Origin of the sequence: Anaplasma ovis str. Haibei (genome assembly GCF_002214625.1) — a bacterium.
GTDB classification, from domain to species: domain Bacteria; phylum Pseudomonadota; class Alphaproteobacteria; order Rickettsiales; family Anaplasmataceae; genus Anaplasma; species Anaplasma ovis.
The window spans coordinates 675,232-699,662 of the sequence record NZ_CP015994.1; the positions used below are offsets into that span (position 1 = coordinate 675,232).

Below are 24,431 nucleotides of genomic sequence, written 5' to 3' on the forward strand. Positions count from 1 at the left end.
TCATCTTTTGTAAAACTGGGCAATTTACTCCTCATCAATCTTCAGAATCGTAGGGGATTTCAAACCCGCCCTGTGTAACCACGAAACTCTTAACCCCCTTTCCGGCCAAACACACAGATTCATTCGCCGATTCTATGCCGGCACAACAAGCGCCCGCCAGTGGGCTCACAAACCAATCTCTACCCCCCAACTCCAAGAAAACCCGTTATCCGGGCGAAGCTACCGCTGGCATAGTGCACAGAAAAACGTGCTCCTCCCGCCATGCCTTTCCGAGAGTATGCTCGCCCCACAAATGTTGCAGGGCTTTCCTTCCCTTTGGTATACCATAAAATGCTGCTGGAACCCTCCCACGGCACCAGTAGGTACTTTATAATCCTTGATGGTAGACCCACCAGTATCTATGGCAAGCTGAAGGGTGACTTTAGTTTCCCGCACTATTCTCTCGCATTCTTCGTAAGAGATGCTACTCATCGCTCGCGTGGGCAACACCCCGACTCTGAACAGAATCTCCGATGCGTATATATTCCCTATTCCAGCAACTATAGAGTTATTCATCAACACGCTCTTGACGCATGTCTTACTTGGTCGCATCAAATACCTTGCGTTAAATTCGGCAGAAAGCGGATCTGGCCCAATCCTTGACGCGATATCCTCATATGCCTGAAAGTCAACCAGCAGCACGGCCCCAAATCTGCGTGGATCGTTGAAAACTATATGAAATCCGTCATCCAGAAGCAAGGCAACGTGGTCGTGTTTTTCCCGCACATAGGGCCTGGCGTGGATCATCCTACCACTCATACCCATGTGGAACATAACGCGCCCACCTCCGCCCAAAACAAACACCAAGTATCGCGAAATTCTGTGTACGGACTCAATCTTCCTACCTACCACTGCACTTTCGAAACCGTCCGCTATCCGGACGCGCAAATCACGCCTATATACCGTAACACCTTCCACAGACCTGCCAACGGCTTTGCAAGCGAAGAACCTGGAAATGACTTCAGCTTCTGGCAGTTCTGGCATCTTCAGCGCCGGGAGACTTTTTCTTTTTGCGGCGGGCGATGTTCTTTTTTAAGAGCTCCGCCAGCCTCTTTTTTCTGTCTTCAGCATTAATGTTTATCTTTGACTTACCCATCACAAAAAACTACAATCCGTTTCCGCCGTTATAGTTTAGTGGCAAAACGCGTCCTTGGTAAGGACGAGCCTCAAGTTCGATTCTTGGTAACGGCACCCTGAAGCTAGTTACCAGTTTTTCTCCCCCTTGGATAGTACTTCCTACCAACCTCCAGGCACGCGCCACGCCTTAGCCTTACCAACAACAGGCTCCCAATCTTGATCAGCATTAAGAGCCTGAGTAGCTTGAGCAAACTCTAGACCAAGCTTAGCGGCCTCCACAGCAGTCTGAGCAGCCTCTACAGCAACAGCACCAGCAAAGAGTAGAGCACCACCAGCAATCGCTAGTCCCACAGCAGCAACAGCCCCAGCAATAGCCAGACCAACGATAGCCCCACCAGCAGCACCTGTTAGCAGTCCCACGATCTCAACACCTTGAGGACCTAGAGCCCCAGTCACACTAGCCACCACACCGGCCGGGCTAGTTTGAGCCATAAGAGCCTGAGTAGCCGTAGCATGAGCAAACTCAGCAGTCTTAGCATCTACAATACCCCGAGCAGCACCCACAGCAGTCTGAGCAGCCACAGTGAAACCCTCAGCAGCCTGACCATAAACATCAGCAGTAGCCTTAGCGGCCTCCAGACTAGCAGTAGCAGCCACCACACCAGCCCTACCAGTCTGAGTCAGGACCTCAGCAGCACCTTGACCAGCCTGAGTCACAACATCCTGAGTAGCCTTAGTAACATCTAGAGCACCCTGAGCAGCCTGGGTCCCTACACCAGCCACAGCCTCAGCAGCCTTAGCCACAGCACTCTGACCAGCCTGAGCGGCCTCTAGAGTGGCCTTAACAGCAGCAATCTGAGTCTCTACAGCAGCCTTAGCAGTAGCCGCAGCCTGAGCAGCAGCAGCCTGAGCAACCAGAGCACCCTTACCGGCCACAGACTCTACAGCCTGGGCAGCACCAGCCATACCAGCAGCAGTAGCCCAAGCCTGAGCAGTAGCCCCAGCAGCAGCCTCCTGAGCAGCATAAGCAGCCTCAGCAACAACCTGAGCAGCCACACTAGCAGTTTGACCAACCTGAGCAGCACCCTCAGCAAGCTGACCAGCAGCAGCCTTCTGAGCGGCCTCCAGACTAGCAGTAACAGCCATACCAGCCTTAACAGCAGCGGCCTGAGTAGCAACCTGAGCAGCAGCAATCTTACCAGCAGCACCCTCCTTAGTACCCCAAGAAGTACCAGCATCTTCAACAGCAACCTTACCACCCTCAGCAGCCTTAGCAATTTTCCCATAATTTATTTTTCCAGCTATAGGAGTTATAGGAGTAAGAACAGGTTGTAATGATTGTACAGTGACTAATCCTTCTTCCTTTACTTGTATAACTTGCTTACAAGATCTATATAAATCCCTTATAGATACTCCAGTTACTGCTAAATATGCTACTGCAGCAACCGCTGATATAACGGCAGCTACAGTCACAGCAGCAATACCTGCTGGATTTGCTGCTGCTACACATACTGCTACTGTGCATAGTAGCTTGCCTATGTTCAGGAGTACCCCTTACCATATGGAGCAACAGGCACAAGTAATCACAGCAACGGTCCCAGCAAAGAGTAGAGCACCACCAGCAATTACTGCTCCCACAGCGACTACAGCCCCCACAACAGCCAGACTAACGATAGCCCCACCAGCAGCACCTGTTAGCAGTCCCAGAATCTCACCACCTTGAGGACCTAGAGCCTGAGCAGCCAGACCAGCAATCTTGGCACCCTCAGCCCCACCACCGGCCAGAGCAACCAAACTAGTCAAGCCACCAACACTAGCCTGAGCAGTCTGAGCAACACTAGCAGCTGCACCTGTAGCAGCCTTAAAAACCTCACTATTCGCAGCAGCACCAGCATTGGCAGCACCCTTAGCTAGAGCCTGAGCAGCACTAGCAACCTCTAGAGCTGCCCTAGCAGTCTCAGCCGCAGCCTGAGCGGCAGCCAGGCTAGTAGTCTGAGCAACATTCCCAGCAGCGGCACCTAGGACCAGACCACCGACAGCACCCGCGGCCGTAGTACCTTTGGCAATCTTAGCCCCGACCTTGGCACTATCCTTAGCTATCTTAGCCCCGACCTTGGCACTATCCTTAGCAACCTTGACACCAGCCTTGGCAATTTTAGCAGCAGCACCCTCCTTAGTACCCCAAGAAGTACCAGCATCTTCAACAGCAACCTTACCACCCTCAGCAGCAACCTCAGCACTAGCAATTTTCCCATAATTTATTTTTCCAGCTATAGGAGTTATAGGAGTAAGAACAGGTTGTAATGATTGTACAGTGACTAATCCTTCTTCCTTTACTTGTATAACTTGCTCACAAGATCTATATAAATCCCTTATAGATAATCCAGTTACTGCTAAATATGCTACAGCAGCAACTGCTGATATAGCACCAGCCACTGCAGCTACAGTCACAGCAATACCTACTGGATTTGCTGCTAACGCAGTAAAAATTGCACATAGTGCTGCTACTGTGCATAGTAGCTTGCCTATGTTCAGGAGTGCCCCTTACCATATGGAGCAACAGGCACAAGTAATCACAGCAACAGCACCAGCAAAGAGTAGAGCACCACCAGCAATTACTAGTCCCGCAGCAGCCAAACCAGCAACAAGTAGAGCCCCACCAGCAGCACCTGTTAGCAGTCCCAGAATCTCACCACCACCAGCACCTAGAGCCCCAGTCACACTAGCCACCACACCGGCAGCCTGAGCAACCTCACCAGCTACACCAGCCTCAGCCGCAGCCTGAGCAACAGCAGCCTGGGCCTTAGCACCCTCAGCTAGAGTCTTAGCAGCCTCAGCTAGAGTCTTAGCAGCATCCTGAGCAGCAAAAGCCTGAGCAGTCTGAGCAACACTAGCAGCTGTGGCCTCAGCAGCCTTAGCTAGAGCCACAACACCCTGAGCAGCACTAGCAGCTGTGGCCTGAGCTGTACTCTCAGCATAAGCACCAGCACCCTCAGCCACAGCCTGAGCAACATTCCCAGCCACAGAACCCAGGACCAGACCACCGACAGCACCTGTTACCACACCACCTTTAGCTATCTTAGCACCAACCTTGGCACTATCCTTAGCAACCTTGACACCAACCTTGGCACTATCCTGAGCAACCTTGACACCGGCCTCACCAACCTGAGCCATGACCTTACTGGGCCCAATCTCAACAGTACTTCTACAAGTAATCACAGCCCCTGCAGCTACAGCACCTAGGACCAGAGCACCAGCCGCAGCCCCACCTATAACCAGAGTACCGGCCAGAGCAACACTAGCACCAGCAACCAGAGCCCCGACACCACCTATAACCAGAGCACCAGCAATTACTGCTCCCACAACACCAACCACGCCAGCTACAACATCTAGTGCACCCTCAGCACCAACCCCAGCCTTAGCAATTTTCCCATAATTTATTTTTCCAGCTATAGGAGTTATAGGAGTAAGAACAGGTTGTAATGATTGTACAGTGACTAATCCTTCTTCCTTTACTTGTATAACTTGCTTCCAAGATTTATATAAATCCCTTATAGATACTCCAGTTACTGCTAAATATGCTACTGCAGCTACTGCTGATATAGCACCAGCCACAGCAATAGCTAGACCACCCTGAGCAGCAGCCAGAGCAACTGCACATATTACTGCTACTGTGCATAGTAGCTTGCCTATGTTCAGGAGTACCCCTTACCATATGGAGCAACAGGCACAAGTAATCACAGCAACAGCACCAGCAAAGAGTAGAGCACCGACAGCAATTACTGCTCCCACAGCCACAGTCAGAGCAGCCCCAGTCAGAGCTATAGCCCCACCAACGATAGCCCCACCAGCAGCACCTGTTAGCAGTCCCAGAATCTCAGCACCCTGAGGACCTAGAGTCCCAGCCACACTAGCCACCCAATCAGCACCTAGAGCTCCTACAATCAACCCGGCCAACCCACCACCACCAACACTACCCTGAGCAGCAGCCTGAGCAGCCTCAGCAGTAGCCGCAGCAGCCTTCCCAACCTTAGCACCAGCCACACCACCTACACCCTTAGCTAGAGCCACAGCAATCTCAGCACCCAGAGCCCTAGCAGCCTCAGCAGCAGCAGCCTGAGCCTCTAGAGTCTGAGCGGCAGCCTGAGCGACATTCCCAGCCACAGAACCCAGGACAAGACCACCAGCAGCACCTGTTACCAGTCCCAGAATCTCACCACCCTGACCACTGAGAACACCAGCAACCTTGACACCAGCCTTGGCACTATCCTTAGCGACCCTGACACTATCCTTAGCAACCTTGACACCAGCATCGGCAATCTTACCAGCTGTACCCTCAGCAGCACTAGCAATTTTCCCATAATTTATTTTTCCAGCTATAGGAGTTATAGGAGTAAGAACAGGTTGTAATGATTGTACAGTGACTAATCCTTCTTCCTTTACTTGTATAACTTGCTTACAAGATCTATATAAATCCCTTATAGATACTCCAGTTACTGCTAAATATGCTACTGCAGCTACTGCTGATATAGCACCAGCCACAGCAATAGCTAGACCAGCCCCAGCTGTAGCAGCCAGAGCAACCGCCCATATTACTGCTACTGTGCATAGTAGCTTGCCTATGTTCAGCAGCACCCCAGATACTATATGGAGAATGCTATTAGTGCATATTGGGATGAATGATAGCGCTGAGCACTGAAAGTAAAGGGAGCTTGCATTACCTATGTTCAGTGGTACCCTGACACTTTTCCTGTTTTGGTGGCTTAGAAGTACTCTGTTCAGGTTCAACATCTGGAGCAATCTCACCAATCTCAGCAGGTGCATAAGCGAGCTGACCAGCCTTCACAACATCCTTGATTGCACTAGCCTTACGTCTACACACATAGGCAGCCCCTGCAGCACTGGCATAGAACACACAAGAGGAGAGTGCTAAGTAGAAAAAGACAAGGGGAGCTTGCATTACCTATGTTCAGTGGTACCCTGACACTTTTCCTGTTTTGGTGGCTTAGAAGTACTCTGTTCAGGTTCAACATCTGGAGCAATCTCACCAATCTCAGCAGGTGCATAAGCGAGCTGACCAGCCTTAACAGCATCCTTGATTGCACCAGCTTTACGTCTACACACATAGGCAGCCCCTGCAGCACTGGCATAGAACGCACAAGAGACTACAGCTATAGCAATTACAGGAGGAGCAGCACCAACAACACTAGTCACAGCAACAGCAACACAAACCACAGCCATGACTAGTTTCATAGTTGGGCCACCAACAGGTGGAGCATTAAGCCACTTTATTTTACTAACCTGCTGTGGTTTATAGTTTTCTATGACATCATATTCTGTATTATCCTTCTTACTCCCTGCTACAACAATCTCCTTCATGGATATCACAGGAATCTTAGCATTCTTAGCAGCATCCTTTATGGCACTGGGATCTACCTCAACCATGACCTTGGCAACACCAGAATTGGTAGCAACCTGAGCTACGACCTTACTGGGCCCAATCTCAACAGTACTCCTACAGCAACAACAGGCACAAGTAATCACAGCAACAGCACCAGCAAAGAGTAGAGCACCGACAGCAATTACTGCTCCCACAGCCACAGTCAGAGCAGCCCCAGTCAGAGCTATAGCCCCACCAACGATAGCCCCACCAGCAGCACCTGTTAGCAGTCCCAGAATCTCAGCACCCTGAGGACCTAGAGCCCCAGCCACACTAGCCACCCAATCAGCACCTAGAGCTCCTACAATCAACCCGGCCAACCCACCACCACCAACCTTAGCAACCAAACTAGTCAAGCCAGCAACATTACTCTGAGCAATTTGAGCAACACTAGCAGCTGTGGTCTGAGCAGCCTTAGCAACCTCACTACCCTGAACTAGAGTCTTAGCAGCATCAGCTAGAGCCGCAGCAGCCTTAGCAGCCTCAGCAGCAGTCTGAGCGGCAGCCAGGCTAGTAGTTTGAGCAACATTACCAGCAGCGGCACCTAGGACCAGACCACCTATAGCACCTGTTACCACACCACCCTTAGCTATCTTAGCACCAGCCTTGGCAGTATCCTTAGCGACCTTGACACCAGCCTTGGCAATCTTACCAGCAGCACCCTCCTTAGTACCCCAAGAAGTACCAGCATCTTCAACAGCAACCTTACCACCCTCAGCAGCCTTAGCAATTTTCCCATAATTTATTTTTCCAGCTATAGGAGTTATAGGAGTAAGAACAGGTTGTAATGATTGTACAGTGACTAATCCTTCTTCCTTTACTTGTATAACTTGCTGCCAAGATTTATATAAATCCCCTATAGATACTCCAGTTACTGCTAAATATGCTACTGCAGCAACTGCTGATATAGCAACAGCAGCTACAGCCCCCACAGCCATGCCTGCTGGATTTGCAATTGCACATATTACTGCTACTGCACATAGTAGCTTGCCTATATTCAGCAGTACCCCTTACCATATGGAGCAACAGGCACAAGTAATCACAGCAACGGTCCCAGCAAAGAGTAGAGCACCACCAGCAATTACTAGTCCCGCAGCAGCCAAACCAGCAACAAGTAGAGCCCCACCTGCAGCACCTGTTAGCAGTCCCAGAATCTCAGCACCTTGAGGACCTAGAGCCCCAGTCACACTAGCCACCCAACCGGCAGTCTGAGCCCCACCACCAACCTCAGCAATCAACCCGGCCAACCCACCACCACCAACATTACCCTGAGCAGTCTGAGCAACACTAGCAGCTGTGGCCCTAGCAGCCGTACCAACCTGACCACCAACCTTCTCAGCAGCCTTAGCTAGAGCCGCAGCGGCCTGAGCAGCCTCAGCAGCAGCCTTAGCACTAGCTAGGCTAGTAGTTTGAGCAACATTCCCAGCCACAGAACCTAGGACCAGACCACCGACAGCACCTGTTACCAGACCAGCATTACCACCTATTTCCAGACCACCCTTAGCAATCTTGACACCAGCCTTGGCAATCTTACCAGCAGCACCCTCCTTAGTACCCCAAGAAGTACCAGCATCTTCAACAGCAACCTTACCACCCTCAGCAGCAACCCCAGCCTTAGCAATTTTCCCATAATTTATTTTTCCAGCTATAGGAGTTATAGGAGTAAGAACAGGTTGTAATGATTGTACAGTGACTAATCCTTCTTCCTTTACTTGTATAACTTGCTGCCAAGATTTATATAAATCCCCTATAGATACTCCAGTTACTGCTAAATATGCTACTGCAGCAACTGCTGATATAGCAACAGCAGCTACAGCCCCCACAGCCATGCCTGCTGGATTTGCAATTGCACATATTACTGCTACTGCACATAGTAGCTTGCCTATATTCAGCAGTACCCCAGATATCGCATGAGCTCTGTTTGCTACTGCGATACGATGTGCAAGCAGTGGGCATCCGCCATACAATTTCGCCTATATTGCCATCGTGGGACTTTTGTTGTACCATCCCCCTGGGTTTTTGAAGCAGGAACAGTGCGCGTCGTTACCAGGTTTGCTCCGTCTCCTACCGGAAGCTTGCATCTGGGTGGGGCAAGAACGGCTTTGTTCAATTGGCTGTTCGCTCGGCGCCACGGTGGCCAGTTCTTGCTCCGTATGGAAGATACGGATCAGGAAAGGTCTTCCGAAACCGTTGCGCAGTCTATTATAGAAGACATGGCGTGGCTTGGGCTACATCATGACCAAGATGTAGTTATCCAGTCTGCAAGAAGAGAACGTCATACGCAAGTGGCAAAAGAGTTACTTGCGCACGGTAGAGCTTATTACTGCTATTGCTCGGAAAATGATATCGCTGCTGAAAAGCTGAGGTCCGAAAAGGAGGGAAAATATTACAGGCATCACTGCCCGTCGAGAGATGTGAATCACGCACAATCGGGCACTGTTGGGGTTGTGAGGTTGAAAAGCCCAGAAAACAGGGAAATAAAATTTACAGATGGAGTATACGGGGAAATATCTGTGAACAGTGCGCAGATAGATGATATGGTCATATTGCGTTCGAATGGCCACCCCACATACCTCCTAGCGGTGGTGGTGGACGACCACGACATGTGCATTACCCACATTATACGGGGCTCTGACCACATAACAAACACGATAAAACAAATGTTGCTTACCGAGGCTATGGGCTGGGACAATCCCCAGTTCTGCCACATACCCCTGATACATGATGAAGAGGGAACAAAACTATCGAAAAGAAACCGTGCACCGGGAGTGCATGAGTATCGGGAGCTTGGTTTTTTGCCCGAAGCCGTGTGCAACTACTTATTGCGTATGGGGTGGAGCCACAAGGATGAAGAAATTATAACAATGCAGAGTGCAACTCAGTTGTTCTCAATCGAAAAAATTGGCACTTCCCATTCATGCTTGGACAGCAAAAAACTGCTATTTTTGAACCATCACTACATGAACCAAAGAACTGAGCATGAGATTCTTGAGCTCCTACTGCCATTCTTGGAAAGAGAACTAGGTTGCGCCGTTGCCAAAACAAAACTTGCTAGACTTTCTTTGGGAGTAAAAAAGCTCATGGAAAGGGCCAGGACTCTGGCCGATCTCGCTAGAGACTCGGTGTTTTACGTTCAAGATATACCAATTTCCGTCGATAACGATGCAAAGCAAGTTATTTTAAGCAGCTTAGAGCTACTAGCCAAACTTACAGATTCGATGTCACAAATAGAGCAAAAAACCTGGACGAAGGATTTTTTGCCTTCGTACATTAAGGAATGGACAAAGAGAAATGGTGTGGTGATGAGTGATGTCTATCACCTGCTGCGCGCAGCCATAGCGGGACGGCTTAGTACCCCAAGCATATCGGAAGTTATGGAAATATTAGGCCAGGAAGAATGCATTCACAGGTTGAGGTTTTTTCTCAACCCCTAGTGTGCATGCAAAGGGCCATGATGTTTAAAGTGGCGGGCAACACCAAACCGGATCGCCAAGCACCAGTTATTAGTGTGTGGTAAGTACAAAAAGACCGGCACCCGTATCTACAAGACATAACTATTCAAATAATCGAGAAGTCTACAGAAAGTTTGGTTGGCATATGTGTCTCGCGCAAGCTGCCGCACGAGATGAGGAGATTTTTACACTGCCCTGGGGCAGGCCCACTTTCCTTAATTAATTCCTAGAGAAGGCTGCGCACCCCCCGGCTATGCAGGCTTTGCAGCACAAGAGTATGCGCAGACAGTACAGCTAATCGGGTAACAGCCCCGCCAGCAAGTAAGTCCAAGCAGGCGGGGTTTGCTTCTTCCGACGGCGATAGTCTAGAATTTGACCTTCATCCCAGCAAGCATCACTCGCCCATTATTTACGCCATTAGTCTTCGCGCTATCTAACACCACAGAAGACCGTGCGTTAAAGTAGTGGTAGTTCGCAAAGAATGAACAGTCAACCCTAGAGGCACTGGTGGAAATATTATATTCCGCTCCTAGCGCGATTTCGTTTAGCTTATTACCGCTGTAATTGCTGCCCCTATAGATTGCCGAGACGTATGCCCCGTTATACTCATATCCACCTCCTAGCGTCCAAAAGTACGTGCCTTCCGTCTTGATAAGCACTTTATCGCGGATATTGAGCACAAACTTTCCCCCGTCCCAGACGTACATGTTGTTTACTCTATCTATCGGACCGAGATAACCGTAAGAGGCTGCCAACTTCAGATTTTTGTAACCAAACATCCCACCAAAGGCGATGTTTTTCATATCATCCAATTTTGCAAAGGAAAGGTGTTCGCTCAACAGCCCTTTCTTGCTTTTCGCGTATTCGCTGATTGCTGACACCTTAAAATCTACCCCCTTGATTTGCGCCGAGTAAGTCACGGCAACATTAGTCACACGTTCATACAAAGGCAGTATGTGGCGCGCTCTGGCATTTTGCTCTTGAACCACCACATTCTCCTCAAGAGTCCCCCGTAAAAAGCCCAGGCCAAGCCCAAGAAGCCCGCTCACGGGAGTTTGCGTTTGCACAGAAAGCTTACGTGGTACGTGGGCATTGATAATCTTATCCTCATCGTACCCGAACGGCGAGTAGCTTACACCCAGTCTCAACCCACCAAAACTTGGGGAAAGGTATGAAAATCTAAAAGGCAACGCATTAACTATATTAGCGGGTAGACCGCGATTGGAAGAGCTAGAAACCCCTGTGGAGAATCTGTTGCTGCCTTCCAGTATACTCTGGCTGTACAGTCCGGTAGACAGGTAAAATGTATTCTCTAGATACCGCTTCCTCAGCTCATTTGGAAGATCTACTGCATCAGCGTCAGAGTTTTTCAAGGGGTCATGAATACCTCTCAGATTTACATATCGCATCCAAATATTACTGTTATCTCCTGCTCCTATACTGAAAGCGTCAACTTTCATCAAGGAATCAACACCCTCTTGATACCCAACTTTCAAGTCGCCAAATTGTGTGTTGACGAATACGCGCGCACCCCTGCTACCAACCTGCTTAAAAGAAACATACGCATTCTTCTGAACATGCGGAACATCTAGTTCCAGGCTCCCCCCATAGGAAACACCCCACACATCGTTGCGTCCTTCAGCAGTGATGTGCAACATCCCATCTGAGGCAAACCCATACTTCCTTGAATACTCAGAAGGAAAGTCACCGCGCTGTATGCCCTTAGTGCGGTAGTAGTCATTTTGAAGTGAGACCCACCCATGAGTAATTAGGGTTCCACCTATATCTATAGAGGGCATGGTACTGGCATAGTGATCAGCGGCGCTGTATTTATGTTGTCGCTCAGCGGAGGCGACATTTCCATTACTGTGTAACTTTTGACCACGAGATACGGCAAATGCATCGCCCGCCTCGCATAACACCAAAAGAGACGCAAGAGCAGTGGAAAAAGAAACTCTCGTCATTGTGTATTACCCGATTAAACATTGAAAATATGTTAGCTGTACGAGCTATACTTAATGAGCGACAGTAAACATGTCAAGGAATTAATACTGATATAGCATAATAATATTATGCTATATGATTATACTTTATGCCTAAACAGCAAAGCCCTGCAACTGCTTAGGATTTTTCTATTAAACCCAGACACAAAAACGGCAACAACAGAAAAGACTGACAAAGAAACAAAAAGAAAGGAGCGCCTATGGCGCATAGGCCACCCGTAGCACACATCACGCGTTCACGCCACTCTACACGTTAAATGGCATAGCCGCACAGCAAGGAACGCGCCAGCGCCCCCGCCGGAGGAGAAGGGCCTAACGCCGCGCAGCCTACTGGCGGCAGCCGTCACGCCCCGCAGGCTAAAAATCAAACTTCACACCGGAAAGGACCACAACACCATCATGTTTGTGGTTTTCACGCCCTTGAGTACTATCAGAAGTGCGCACATAATCTGCGTTATCCCCCCTCTTGAACTCACTAGGCCTCTGCTCCAGGGAAAACGCGTGACAGCTGACAAACAGCCCAAATTTAGTGCCCCTTCTCTCATATAAATTATAACCGAGGCCAACAGCCAAATCCCTCAGCACGTGCTCACCATCGAACCCCTTTCCATAGTCGTGGTACGCTGCACCGCCGCGAGCGACGCCAACAGTGTGACCAACCCTACTGACGAAGTACACCACACTGGAATAGAAATCGCCATAGCCATACCCTAGTGACGACGCAAAGTAATAGGAAGGGAGGTTAGTTCCGTATGGCACTTCCCAAGTCCTGCCACTCTGACTAACAACTTTCGGGCGTCCAGAACCGCCCAAGTATCCATATGATACCGCAGCCTTCAGCCCGGCAAACTTCATTTCAGCACCAGCTGACAGTGCGGCAAGATTACTATATTCAACAAAAGGGCTTGTACCCGGGTTCAGTATGTCCGCATACCGCTTCGGCCTAGCATACTCACCAGTAACAGACAAGCCGATAGCCACGTCGTCATCGCCCCAGTCATAGCGCAACGCGCCGCTGAGTATGTTCTTGTAGACGGGGCCCAAGTCAAAACTGGGCTTCACAGCGACAAGAGCAAGCTTCGCATCTTCCACAGCGTCACTATCGCTCCTACTGCTCTCTTCCTCACTACTCACATTCCGCCCAACACCGAGCCTGTAGGCATCACTCTTGAATAGATCATCCCTGTAACCGGACGGAGAGTAACTGACTCCCAACGAAAACCCACCAAGCCTGGGAGACATGTAAGAGAGCCTCATGGGCAAAACCCCCAAAAACCTGCGGGTCTCTCTAAGAACCCCAACCCTGTCGAAGCTGCCTATAGACCGGAAAAGATTCTCGCTGTATAACCCTGGATACATGTGAAAGGGCATACCGGAGGCATATCCCAGGAAACACCTCAGGTACTTGCCCCACGCGCCGCCCCCTCCTCCAGGAACCAAAGCCAGCACGTCTGCCTTCATAGAGGACTCCACGCCTTCCTGGTAGCCCAGCAAGAAAGTGCCGTAAGGCGTATCGGCGAATATCCTACTGCCGGCACCTACCATCTCATCGTAGAACGACTTCCCGAAAGACCCTACAGGAACTGATAGAGCAAAATCTGCTCCGTAGACCAGCCCGGGCGTACTTCCTTTCGATCTCAATCCAACTGCAAGCGCGGCATCGTAACTGGTCCCCCAACTACCTAAATTATGCTCAAAAACATGCGCATCACTTATGCCGTGCCTGCCGTAACGCCAAGATTTAACTTCTCTATCATCGCTGCGCACCCGCCTGTGTCCCTCGTGCTCATCTCCAACAGGATTATCATCCAACAGCCATGCGTAAGAGAGCACTCGCCCGGTGACAAAAGCATACCCTTTACTCTCCTCCTGAGGCTCAGTAGAAGCAGCTACACCCCCAGAAGAGGCAAGCAGCAGCGCCGCCGCCATAACCGGAGCCACCAGAGAACCTTTATGTACCATACAACACCCTCAAAACTAGATACCTGACTAGAAGACCAGCCTCACGCCGGACATTAACACATCGAAATCGTACGAAAGGTGACTATCAGCCCAGCCTTTCCCTACAAAACCCCTAGCAAAATCGTACTCCACAGAAACCCTGTGCAGCTGCGCGAACAGTGCACAATGCACATCGACACTTCCGTACAGATCATAACTGACCCTCACACCGAAATCATCAACTTCCGCCGAGGATACATACCCACCCTTCACGCTAGTGAAATACGACAGCTCAGCACGAAAAGGCCCAGAACCATAACCCGCACCCATTACAAGATAACTCGAGGGACGCCAAGCGGGATCCGTTTTGCCACGACCCCAGTTAATGGTAGAGCCTACAAGAGGCCCCCTGGGGTAACCCGAGTTGCCCAGATGCCCGTATCCAAACCCGAAGTCTACGCCCCCAACCTCTACGCTTGCAGACATGCCAACCGCCGCGAGCGCACAGAATCCACCAACTGGCGCTATGTCCCCATAGCTCTTAGACACCCCGATAGCAGGGGCCCACTCTGCAGCAAAAGCCGCACCAACTTTTATTTCTTCTCCCCCAATGTGAAACGAGCGCTCCGCCGACAAGGCTGCGCTCACAACATTTTTGTAGGCAGGAGCATACAGCACGTCATCCGTCAGAATGGTTCTGGACACACCCACGACAGATCCACCAGGGGAACCAACGCTTGCAGGGGGTTGGTCCGCCACCGGCACGCCAACGCCTCCTACAGACCCGCGACGCACACCATCCCGGTCCGCATTCTCCACATCACCAAGCTCACCAACAAGTCTCCACTGCTCCTCTTCCCTCTGCAGCGAATCTTCGTAGTAGTACCCCCTAAAGAGCTCCGAGTTGTATCCAGTAGGGGAGTAACTCAGACCAAACCTCACGCCAAAAAACGTAGGTGACTGATAAGAGAGCCTGAATGGAAGGTTATTGGCAAAATATCTGCTGTAGTGCCTACTGTACTCATCCACACCATAGTAATCCACCAAGCTGTTCTCGCGAAAGACAGACTCGCTATACAGCCCGGGATACAGCAGCGCAGCACCGCGCAGCCACCACCACCCCTCACCATGAGCGAAAAAGTCACCCTTCAGCATAGGCAACTTGTACTTCATTAGAGTTGGATCCTGCCCGCGTACAAAATCATCGAACACGTTTCTGTGTGATTTAGGGGGAAGAAACTACAGACTCAACCCCCTCCTGATGTCCTAAGGAGAATCTCCCGTATGGAGTTAGAACAAACACCCGACTACCGCGGTTAACAATAGCCTTACCCTCACCCTCAACAGCACTACCGACCTCCGGCACCAGGAGCTGAAAATCCGCCCCATACAGTACGCCGGAATCCGCTACATACTCGAACGACAGATTTCCGATAAAGTCACAGTCTCCATTCCACCCCAAATCCTTCGAGACTCTGCCTTCGGCTTTAATAGAGTCCCCAAATGAGCCTACAGAGCCGGCACCAGCGGAAAACTTGGGAAGTACAGCGCGCCCTCCCCAGCCATAAAAGAGGATCTCGCCGCCGAACGAGAATTCATCGTCCCCACCGCGTGTGGCACCACCCTTACCGTAAAATTCCACCCCACTACCCGCAGAGTTATGGGCAGAGCCAGCAACAACGGCAAAGCCAGGGAACAGCCCGCAACAAACTGCACAGAACGCCAGCAGGACCCGCATAAAATCAACCTTAGAAAGCAACACGCTGCGGTAGACCACAGCATTTGTAACTATAATACAACCAAAAATGTGCATCCACGCGCGCATAAAACACCCAATGCGCCCGGAAGCCAATCTATACAGTATGCGCTCTGCCGCAAACTTTCAGCATATACCATGTGGCATACGCTCACAAATCCGCCATAGTATGGGTTTTTATAGCAATACAAGAAATGGACAACTCTGCCTAAACCTGAAGGTTGTAACCCACCTAGAACAGAGGGCAAGCACGGCCCCACCACTTATTGTTTTAATAGCGCTTTACGCAGCCTAGAATGCACCAGGGCGACTAAAACAGTGCCAATAGCCAACGAAAACACCACTTTTATCCCTAGCTTCTTCCTACGCTCCATCTCGGGTTCCGCTGCCCACTGTAGAAAATTGACTACATCACGGGCAACATTCTCAACACTGGGTACAGTGCCATCAGAGTAGTTCACCGCACCTTCAAAAAGTGGCGGGGCCATGGCAATTTTCCCTCCGGGGAAGTGCCTATTTAGGTAAAGGCCACCTTCATCCGGCTCGCTGCCCTCATAGCCTGTAAGCAGGGAATATACATAATCAGCCCCATTGTGACGGGCCTTGATTATTAGAGATAGATCTGGTGGATAGGCGCCATTGTTTGACGCAGCCGCAGCCTCTTTATTGGGAAAAGGGTTGGGAAAATAATCCGCGGGCATTCCCGGCCGCTCAAACATTTCACCCGCCTCATTAGGCCCATCACTCACCGAATAAGAGCTCGCTATCGCCTTAACTTCTTCCTCGGAAAAACCCACATCACGCAGGTTACGAAACGCGATCCTACTCATGGAATGGCAGCTGGAACACACCTCCTTGTAGACCTGATAACCGCGCTGTATAGCACTCCTATCAAAAGACCCAAAAATGCCGCTAAACTTCCACTTTTGCCGCACCACACCGCCCTGTGTTTCAGCACCTGCTACATTAACAAAGCACATGCCAATGAGGAACAAGGCGGCAGCTAACAAAACTGGTGAGTACCTCCGCATTTACTTCATCTCCGGCACGGCATCACTGATACTCTTGGGCAACGTTCTGCATCGTTCGTACTTGGAAAGTAACGGCAGCACAATGATAAAGTAACAGAAGTAGTAGAAGGTTGCCAATCTACTCAGAAATATAAAGGGTTCCCTCACTTCCTGCCCACCTAGCCAGACCAGCGCACAAAAATTCAGGACAAAAATCCAGTAGCAGACCTTGAAAACGGGGCGGTACTTACCGCTTTTGACAGCTGACCTATCGAGAACAGGTAACAAAAACCACACCGCTATGGAGCCGAACATTGTTGCAACGCCAAGTAGCTTATCTGGAATAGAGCGTAGCATTGCATAAAACGGTAGGAAGTACCACTCGGGCACTATATGTTCGGGAGTGACCATGGGATTCGCCTCTATGTAGTTATCGGGGTGCCCCAAGTAATTGGGAGCATAGAACACGAAGAGGTATAGAAAAATGAAGTACAACCCGAATGTTATGCAATCCTTCACCAAAAAGTACGGATAAATGGGTACGGTATCGTGCTTTGACTTCACTTCAATTCCACTGGGGTTCCCAGAACCGAACTTGTGCAGTGCAGTAATATGCAAAACCGCAAGAGCAACAAGTACAAACGGTAGCAGGTAGTGCAGCGCAAAAAACCTATTCAGTGTGGGATTGTCCACAGCGAAACCGCCCCACAGCCACCTTACGATATTTTCGCCAACAACGGGAACAGCGGAAAAGAGGTTTGTTATCACAGTGGCACCCCAAAAACTCATCTGACCCCAGGGAAGAACATATCCCATGAATGCAGTGGCCATCATCACGAAGAATATTATGATGCCAAAAAACCAGACTAGCTCTCTGGGCTTTTTGTACGAGCCATAATACAGTCCGCGAAAAATGTGGATGTAGACAACAATAAAAAAGAAGGAGGCACCAACCGCATGGGTATATCGTATCAGCCATCCATAACGTACGTCGCGCATTATGCGTTCTACGCTGTCAAACGCATAGTCAACATGCGGAGTGTAGTGCATAGCAAGAAACACACCAGTTACAATCTGGACCACAAGCGCAATTCCCGCCAGAGACCCAAAGTTCCACAGGTAACTAAGATTTTTCGGCACCGGGTAGGCAGCCATATGTTTCAGGAAGGCACCTATGGGCAGCCTATATTCTATCCAAGCAAGAACGCCCCGACCGAGCCCATTAGAATTGCCTTTACCGCCAGACATACCCCGCACTCCTATACAGCAGATTCAGCGCTTCTCTTACCAATAACCACGGTGCTACTATCGGGAAAGTAGTGGTCAGGCACAGGAAGATTAAGCGGCGCCGGACCCGAAACTACCCTGCCAGATGTATCGTATTTAGAACCGTGACATGGGCAGTACCACCCCCTCTTGCCATTCTTTAGCTCCACAGGAACACAACCTAAATGTGTACAAACACCCAGCACGATTAGCCACTCACCACTCTCTAGACGAGTGCGCTGCTGGTCGCTTTGAGGATCACGCAGGTCAGCAACATTAACTGCCCTAGCGTCCTTTATTTCTTCCGAGGTCCGCCTGCGTATAAAGACCGGCTTCCCCTGCCACTTTACAACTTTGGTACTACCTTCCTTAATGCCGGACAGATCCACCTCAACCGTAGCCTGAGCCATAACATCAGCAGAGGGATTGAGAGATTCAACCAGAGGATACACGAAAGAGGCCAGCCCCATGCAAGCCATGGAGAGCGTGGTAAGGCCCAAGAAATCCCTACGCTTCATCTCACCACGTGGGACACACTTGTCTTCTTCCTCAACCACAGCAACACCCTCCCCACATGCACGCTGAAACTCCTAACCAAGGAACAACAGCGGCCGTATTGTAGCAAATAATGCATCCAAAACAAACAAATTTATCACCGCATCATCTACAACAGCATGTTGCATGCTTGCGCGCAGGTAATGTATCTAGCAACGCTGCGAAGCGAGAGCGCACAGTATTTGAGGTGTAAGCACGAAGACTGTAGGGCACAGTCTGCCCGGCATAGTAGCTTGAGATATCATCACTTGCACGAGACCACCCACCACAAAACTTACGCGCAAATGGCAATTTCCTCCGCGTAACACGCGCACGCCTTTTTCCTAATTTCCGCGGCAGATTTTTCTGTGAGGGTGCCAGACAATATCTTTTCCTTCACAACCGCAGATAGGTACTCGGAAGTCTTTATGTTATACTTCACATCCTCAGGGAGTGTATTGTATCTCTCAGCACTGTCGACCATCTTTTCGTAACTGATTTGGCTCTTTTCGTACGCGCGAGTAAGTTTCCGAAGTGTGCGGTCCTGCCTTTTTCTGGAATTGTTGCATGTACCTGCAATCGTGGAACAAAACCCAAGTGCACCAAAAACCATGAACGAGGCAACAATAGCCGTAATCGCGTGATTAGAGGTGCTAATCCCCGTGGTGTATGCACCAGATCCGAAGAGCTGCTTTAATACGTATAGCAGTAGAACAGAGCCAACGACCACACCAACAACTACTTTACAAATAAAAGATGCTGCATCACCAACCGCAGCGCCTGCGCCATGACTTGTAGGCGGGAACCATCCCTCGGGAATCTCCGTATCAATTGAGTCCAGAACACAAAGCAAGGAAAAGTGGTCCGTTATCCTACTTCTCATTATAGATTGCTTTACTGCCATGTTCTCCAACTCTATCCTTAGTCTTTCACATTCGTTTGCAGTCTCGCTATCTTCATGTGCACCAAGATATTGGGCACAAAACATGGCGGTCAGTGCGGCAGTAACCGCGGCAATCACATATTGCGTTACTGTATCACCCCCTCTAGATCCTGGCATCTTCACACTCCTGTTAAGTCACTCATGCAACAAAAGCAATTATAGCCTTCCAAGCTATACTAATTCTGGCATCATTATTCAAGAACAAAGTTTGTCCAAAGTAGGTTTCTCAATGATGTGCATCTTGAGTGCGGCAGTGTGGCGGTTACGGGGCTTTTTCACTGGATGTGTGAGCGACTATCGACACCAAGCAGTGTGCATTCGTTGTTGACGTTTGTTAAGTTGCAGCCATCTCCCGGCACGACATCTTAGAAGGGAAGCCGTGAGACCTCACAGCTTTTTACTTTTTGAGAAGAGATATACTAGTAAAAGCATAGAAAAGGAGGCAATGATAATCATCGGCCCTGGAAATGTGTCAAACTTTGCTGCAGACAACAACCCCAAAACGCCTGATGTTGCGGAAATCACTACAGAAACGATGACCATCTGTACCGGAGTTTTGGAAATCAACCTGGCACCTGAGGCTGGTATCGTCAAAAACGCTGTAATCAGCAGTATTCCCACCGAACGCGAGAATAGCACAATTACAAGTGCGGATACCACGAAAATTTCCGTCTTTATTTGGCCGGCCTTGATGCCCGCAGACAGCGAGAGATCGCGGCTCACGGACACGGCCACCCAGTACCTCCACCGCAAGACAAGCACAAATATGCCAGTTATGGCAATAGCTGCCATTTCCAGTAAGTCACTTCTACCTACCATGAGAACATCACCGAATAGTGAGTGCATTACGCGCTCACCGGGTGACGGTACCAGCGATAGTAAGATCATGCTAAGTGACATAACCACGCTCGTCATGATGTTCAAAATGGTGTCTATCGCATGAATTTTGTCCGTAGTTAGGGAAATGATAAGTGCAAGCAGTACTGCAACCACAAAAACACCGATCGATGGGTGTATTTCCAGCAGAAGCGCAATCCCCACCCCAAGAAGCGATGAGTGCGCTACGCTGTCACCCATATAAGAAAGCCTGTTCCAGATCATGACTGAGCCCAAGGGTGCCGTAATAAGGCTTGCAGTCAGGATCGCAAGAATCCCGTTAATAAAAAAATCTTCGAATATAATATTGGACATCGCGATCTACAGCGGAAGAAGCAAAATGGCGCAGACATGCTCGCTTTCATGTAGTAGAACGTTGTACGTATCACAAGCTGCAGTTATGGACATAACTTCGTGACGCACGCTCGAACGCTGTAGACGAGAGGAAAGGACGCGCGAAAACCGTTCAAAACCCCTGCCAACCCCTATAGGTACCATTCTAAAGTTACCTTGTACATACGAAAGCACAGCCTCAGCGCCACCAGAAAGCTCTAGCTGATGTGGAAGCGCCACAACGCGGTGGGGAAACACCACCGAAGGACCACGATAAACGGCCCCCTGGATGACAAAGCACTCACCGTCGCAACTATCTATGGCATTTACTAAGGGAGACAACGCCGTAACCCCTTGAAGACACCTTAGCCAACCGAGAACAGTCTGTAAGCAACGATGCGCACTTCACACCCTAAATCTTGACCCTTCTTGTGCAAAAGATCACGAATTTTCGTGCTACCATCCATTATGAACGCCTGTTCAAGTAGCACCATGTCTTCAAAAAACTTTTGCATCCTCCCATCTACTATCTTGCTTACAACGGACTCTGGCTTGCCAAGCGCTTCCACTTGTTTCGCCACTATCGCCCTCTCCCGCTCGATAATATCGCTGCTCAAAGTTTCAACAGAGATCGACTCAGGTTTAGCCGCAACGATGTGCATGGCCAGCTGCCTAGCGAACTCCAGCAACGCTTCAGTTTTTGTAGTATTAGCTTCCAGGGCAACTAGAGCACCAGCTCTTCCAATACCCTCATCTACGGCGCCATGTATATAACTTCCAACAACCCCAGAGCCGCCAAGTTCTAAAAAGCCTATTCCACTCAAGACAACATGCTCACCAAGAACGGCAGCAGCATTCACTACTTCATCAGCAACGCTTACACCAGATCCACCATCATAAAAAGACTCGGAGAAGTTTGAAAGGTCTTCCGCCCCGTACTTGAGCAGACTGCCAACTAGTTTTGCGGCAAGGGAACGGAACTTCTCATTACGCGCAACAAAATCGGTCTCCGAACCCAGCTTCAATATAGCCCCTTTGTTACCCTCAACACGCACCGCAACCAGCCCATCAGCCGTATCTCTATGCGATTTTTTATAAGCTTTAGACAGCCCTTTCTCTCTCAGGTACACCTTGGCCTTTTCCATGTCACCAGAGCAGGTTTCCAGAGCCTCTTTACAATCACCAAGACCCGCACCTGTGATCTGACGCAGCTCTCTAATAGCTTCAACACCAATTTTCATCACCTACCTCACATAACAACAAGAGAGCATACGATCATTCCAAAGCCGCATCATCAGCAACACTAGAATCCGGCAGCACGCCATTCCCCGCAGGCACACTGGCACCATTGGGCTCACCGTCCGGCAACGTCGCGCTTTCGGGTGTATCAACTTCCACAGTAGATAGGTCAACCTCAGGTGTATAAGGACCGGCCCCGGCAGCAGACTCGTCAATACTAGACACCTCACTCACAGGTGTACGACCGCTACCCGTTGTTGCCCCCGTGTTTGACTCTACAGTATCACTTCCCTTGGCAACAATGCTTACCCCAGAACTCGCCAAATCTGAACGTATAGCTTCCAAAATAGTTTTCGATACAGCGCGACAAAAGAAGTCTATAGACCGCACTGAATCGTCGTTTCCCGGAATGGGGTAATCCACACCACTGGGATCAGAGTTCGTATCGAGAACGGCAACCACCGGGATCCTTAGCTTGTTGGCTTCCCTAATAGCTATGTGCTCTTTATTAGTGTCAATCACAAACAGGGCATGGGGCAGCCCGCCCATTTCTCGTATACCACCCAGCGATCTTTCCAATTTACCCCTCTGCTTATCAAGCATTAAGAGCTCCTTTTTAGTAAACTGTCCCTCGCTATTGTTAATGAGCTTCTCAAACTCCACTAGGCGCCTAATGGAAGAAGAAACAGTTTCCCAATTTGTTAGCATTCCCCCGAGCCATCTGTGGTTTACGTAATACTGGCCACACCTGGTAGCTTCCTCAGCAATCATGTTAGAAGCTTGAACTTTAGTGCCTACAAAAAGCACCCTTCCCCTTTTCAGCACCACATCATAAAGCACCGATAGGGCATCTCTGAGAAGTACCAAAGTTTTTCTCAGATCTATCACGTGAATGTCTTTATACTTGTGCACCCCATATATGTAGGGGGCCATCGCTGGGTTCCAGCGGCCAGATTTGTGTCCAAGGTGTACCCCGGCCTCAACGAGATCGCGGATACTAAATTCAGGCAGATTACCCATTACCACTCCAAAATTACTACAACAGTTAAACCTCCATAGCCCAACCCGCATACACGGGACCATTGTACGGCTATGTGCGAAATAGCACGCCACCAGCGTTGGAAAAACACCGGCTACCAATGCTAGCAGGCACTCTACCCTTTATCAAGGAATATGTTTAAGATCGAAATAGCCGCTCAAGAGGCAATATGTCTCATGCAATGGCAGTCCAACTATGGAAGAGTATGAACCCTGAATCCAAGAAATCAGCGCCCCAGCAAGGCCCTGTATACCATACCCTCCAGCTTTACCCTTCCATTGCCCAGAGCTTACGTAATACTCTATCTCGCCCTTAGACATATTCTTAAACTTGACAACGCTAACAACACTTCTTTCGTGCACCATGCCACCAGGGGAATACAAGCAAACCGCGGTGCACACGCGGTGCCTCCTACCAGAGAGCATTTCAAGATAATCTACGGCGCGGTCCTTATTCTCAGTCTTGGAGAGCACTCTCTTACCGCAGTAGGCAACCGTATCTGCACCAAGAACGAACTTACCAGACCTCAAAGCCGCCACTGTAGTCGCTTTACTCCTAGCCATGCGCATGCAATACTGTTTGGGCAACTCCCCCCTAAGTGGGCTTTCATCAACGTTAGGAGGCACGATCTCGCCGGGCACGACACCAATCTGTTCTAACAGACTCAGTCGGCACCTCGAAGAAGAAGCAAGCACCAGACCGTCTATCTTCAGCATTCCCTATTCCTGAGCCTGCTAACAACTCGCCCCTTGCCCATGCCGTCTTTGCTCACACCATAAGAGCTCACTTCAACCATAACCCGGTCATGCATCAGGATGCGTATTTTGCTCTTGCGTATCCTACCAGAAGCGTGAGCCATAACCTCACAACCGTCGTTCAATTTGACAATAAACACGGCGTCCCGGAGCAACTTCGTGACCACGCCCTCAATCCTTACTACCCCCTCCTTAGCTTTCACCATACACCAGAAAAAATCACATGGCCGACATTGTAAAATATACACAGCACCATTGCAATTAGTTTCAAAACCTCTTCCTAAGGTCACAGATTAACTTCCGTGCCAACTGCCACATACTCAACCTCTGCACCCAATCTGCTCCACACCGAAGACATTTCAGGGCCTATGGCCCCACCTCCTATGACAAGCAGTTTGCCCGGAACGTCCATACTTAATGCCCCATCCGAGGACAAAATCTTGACTTCATCAATGTCAATACCAGGTAAAGAGGCCGGAAGGGAACCTGTGGCAAGTACAACATTCTTGGCAGACAGTGTATTATCTGGGGATGCTCCATCACGTCCTGCAGCAATCTCAAAACCATCACCTACAGCGCGAGTGATAGTTGCAGTCCCACATAGCTTATCTACCCCCGCAGAAGAAAACAGGCTGCTTATGCCGGAGCCGAGTGCGCTTATTTCTTTGTCTCGTACCTCAAACATCTTGCGTAGGTCAAACTTCACATCTCTGGCCGTAATCCCAAAA

General features: G+C 49.8%; 25 protein-coding genes and 1 tRNA gene. 2 read left to right on the top strand and 24 right to left on the bottom strand.

What is annotated here, in order from left to right; all coding sequences use genetic code 11:
* Positions 1–34: 34 nt before the first annotated feature.
* The 3 genes from AOV_RS05320 to AOV_RS05325 are packed head-to-tail and all read right to left on the bottom strand — an operon-like array spanning position 35 to position 1,138.
* Positions 35–196: a hypothetical protein gene (locus AOV_RS05320; RefSeq protein ID WP_158543033.1), complete on the bottom strand. Its 162-nt coding sequence runs from the start codon at positions 194–196 to the stop codon at positions 35–37.
* Between the two features lie 23 nt (positions 197–219).
* Positions 220–1,023, bottom strand: a complete 804-nt coding sequence (gene mutM / locus AOV_RS02735) for a bifunctional DNA-formamidopyrimidine glycosylase/DNA-(apurinic or apyrimidinic site) lyase (protein WP_075139038.1) — start codon at positions 1,021–1,023, stop codon at positions 220–222.
* Positions 1,001–1,138, bottom strand: coding sequence for a hypothetical protein (locus tag AOV_RS05325; protein ID WP_158543034.1), 138 nt, complete (start codon positions 1,136–1,138; stop codon positions 1,001–1,003). Before AOV_RS05325 ends, mutM begins: the two co-directional genes overlap by 23 nt.
* A 21-nt stretch (positions 1,139–1,159) precedes the next feature.
* Here AOV_RS05325 and AOV_RS02740 point away from each other — a divergent pair.
* Positions 1,160–1,230, top strand: a tRNA-Thr gene (locus AOV_RS02740).
* Positions 1,231–1,275: 45 nt separating this feature from the next.
* Here the strand turns inward: AOV_RS02740 and AOV_RS02745 are convergent.
* The 6 genes from AOV_RS02745 to AOV_RS02775 all read right to left on the bottom strand — a co-directional run bounded on the left by AOV_RS02745 (position 1,276) and on the right by AOV_RS02775 (position 8,523).
* On the bottom strand, positions 1,276–2,589 hold the full coding sequence (locus AOV_RS02745; protein WP_075139039.1) for a hypothetical protein: 1,314 nt from the start codon (positions 2,587–2,589) through the stop codon (positions 1,276–1,278).
* Between the two features lie 81 nt (positions 2,590–2,670).
* On the bottom strand, positions 2,671–3,567 hold the full coding sequence (locus tag AOV_RS05365; protein WP_199463053.1) for a hypothetical protein: 897 nt from the start codon (positions 3,565–3,567) through the stop codon (positions 2,671–2,673).
* 93 nt (positions 3,568–3,660) lie between these two features.
* On the bottom strand, positions 3,661–4,731 hold the full coding sequence (locus tag AOV_RS02755; protein WP_117374438.1) for a hypothetical protein: 1,071 nt from the start codon (positions 4,729–4,731) through the stop codon (positions 3,661–3,663).
* A gap of 93 nt (positions 4,732–4,824) precedes the next feature.
* Positions 4,825–5,940, bottom strand: a complete 1,116-nt coding sequence (locus tag AOV_RS02760; protein WP_147314700.1) for a hypothetical protein — start codon at positions 5,938–5,940, stop codon at positions 4,825–4,827.
* A gap of 135 nt (positions 5,941–6,075) precedes the next feature.
* Positions 6,076–7,488, bottom strand: a complete 1,413-nt coding sequence (locus tag AOV_RS02770; protein ID WP_147314701.1) for a hypothetical protein — start codon at positions 7,486–7,488, stop codon at positions 6,076–6,078.
* A gap of 78 nt (positions 7,489–7,566) precedes the next feature.
* A complete protein-coding gene (locus tag AOV_RS02775; RefSeq protein WP_075139046.1) occupies positions 7,567–8,523 on the bottom strand; it encodes a hypothetical protein in 957 nt (318 codons plus the stop codon).
* A gap of 66 nt (positions 8,524–8,589) precedes the next feature.
* Between AOV_RS02775 and gltX the strand changes: the two genes are divergently transcribed.
* Positions 8,590–9,990, top strand: a complete 1,401-nt coding sequence (gltX, locus tag AOV_RS02780; RefSeq protein WP_075139047.1) for a glutamate--tRNA ligase — start codon at positions 8,590–8,592, stop codon at positions 9,988–9,990.
* Between the two features lie 383 nt (positions 9,991–10,373).
* On the opposite strand, the gene AOV_RS02785 is transcribed toward gltX, so the two are convergent.
* From AOV_RS02785 to AOV_RS02850, 15 genes are all read right to left on the bottom strand, one after another.
* Positions 10,374–11,972, bottom strand: a complete 1,599-nt coding sequence (locus AOV_RS02785) for a porin (RefSeq protein WP_075139048.1) — start codon at positions 11,970–11,972, stop codon at positions 10,374–10,376.
* A 396-nt stretch (positions 11,973–12,368) separates the two neighbouring features.
* Positions 12,369–13,973 (bottom strand): porin, encoded by a 1,605-nt coding sequence (locus AOV_RS02790; RefSeq protein WP_075139049.1) that lies wholly within the window; start codon positions 13,971–13,973, stop codon positions 12,369–12,371.
* Between the two features lie 27 nt (positions 13,974–14,000).
* Complete coding sequence (locus AOV_RS02795) at positions 14,001–15,107, bottom strand: porin (RefSeq protein ID WP_233497102.1); 1,107 nt, start codon at positions 15,105–15,107, stop codon at positions 14,001–14,003.
* A 70-nt stretch (positions 15,108–15,177) separates the two neighbouring features.
* Positions 15,178–15,765 carry a hypothetical protein gene (locus AOV_RS05425; RefSeq protein WP_233497103.1) on the bottom strand — a complete coding sequence of 196 codons (588 nt, stop codon included), beginning with the start codon at positions 15,763–15,765 and terminating at the stop codon, positions 15,178–15,180.
* A 206-nt stretch (positions 15,766–15,971) separates the two neighbouring features.
* Entirely contained in the window at positions 15,972–16,739 is a 768-nt protein-coding gene (locus AOV_RS02800) for a cytochrome c1 (RefSeq protein ID WP_117374442.1), read from the bottom strand.
* Complete coding sequence (locus AOV_RS02805) at positions 16,740–17,966, bottom strand: cytochrome b (protein ID WP_075139497.1); 1,227 nt, start codon at positions 17,964–17,966, stop codon at positions 16,740–16,742.
* Positions 17,967–17,977: 11 nt separating this feature from the next.
* On the bottom strand, positions 17,978–18,502 hold the full coding sequence (gene petA, locus AOV_RS02810) for a ubiquinol-cytochrome c reductase iron-sulfur subunit (protein WP_075139498.1): 525 nt from the start codon (positions 18,500–18,502) through the stop codon (positions 17,978–17,980).
* A gap of 311 nt (positions 18,503–18,813) precedes the next feature.
* Entirely contained in the window at positions 18,814–19,578 is a 765-nt protein-coding gene (locus AOV_RS02815; protein ID WP_075139050.1) for a hypothetical protein, read from the bottom strand.
* Between the two features lie 270 nt (positions 19,579–19,848).
* Positions 19,849–20,652, bottom strand: coding sequence for a metal ABC transporter permease (locus AOV_RS02820; protein ID WP_075139051.1), 804 nt, complete (start codon positions 20,650–20,652; stop codon positions 19,849–19,851).
* Positions 20,653–20,658: 6 nt separating this feature from the next.
* Positions 20,659–21,012, bottom strand: a complete 354-nt coding sequence (locus tag AOV_RS02825; protein WP_075139052.1) for an Mth938-like domain-containing protein — start codon at positions 21,010–21,012, stop codon at positions 20,659–20,661.
* A 23-nt stretch (positions 21,013–21,035) separates the two neighbouring features.
* A complete protein-coding gene (tsf, locus tag AOV_RS02830; protein ID WP_075139053.1) occupies positions 21,036–21,911 on the bottom strand; it encodes a translation elongation factor Ts in 876 nt (291 codons plus the stop codon).
* A gap of 34 nt (positions 21,912–21,945) precedes the next feature.
* Positions 21,946–22,929: a 30S ribosomal protein S2 gene (rpsB, locus tag AOV_RS02835; RefSeq protein ID WP_075139054.1), complete on the bottom strand. Its 984-nt coding sequence runs from the start codon at positions 22,927–22,929 to the stop codon at positions 21,946–21,948.
* A 144-nt stretch (positions 22,930–23,073) separates the two neighbouring features.
* Positions 23,074–23,664 (bottom strand): Maf family nucleotide pyrophosphatase, encoded by a 591-nt coding sequence (locus AOV_RS02840; protein ID WP_075139055.1) that lies wholly within the window; start codon positions 23,662–23,664, stop codon positions 23,074–23,076.
* Positions 23,658–23,993: a translation initiation factor IF-1 gene (gene infA, locus AOV_RS02845; protein ID WP_233497104.1), complete on the bottom strand. Its 336-nt coding sequence runs from the start codon at positions 23,991–23,993 to the stop codon at positions 23,658–23,660. The genes AOV_RS02840 and infA overlap by 7 nt, the downstream gene beginning before the upstream one ends.
* Positions 23,990–24,409, bottom strand: coding sequence for an FAD-dependent oxidoreductase (locus AOV_RS02850; protein ID WP_075139056.1), 420 nt, complete (start codon positions 24,407–24,409; stop codon positions 23,990–23,992). The genes infA and AOV_RS02850 overlap by 4 nt, the downstream gene beginning before the upstream one ends.
* Positions 24,410–24,431: the final 22 nt, after the last annotated feature.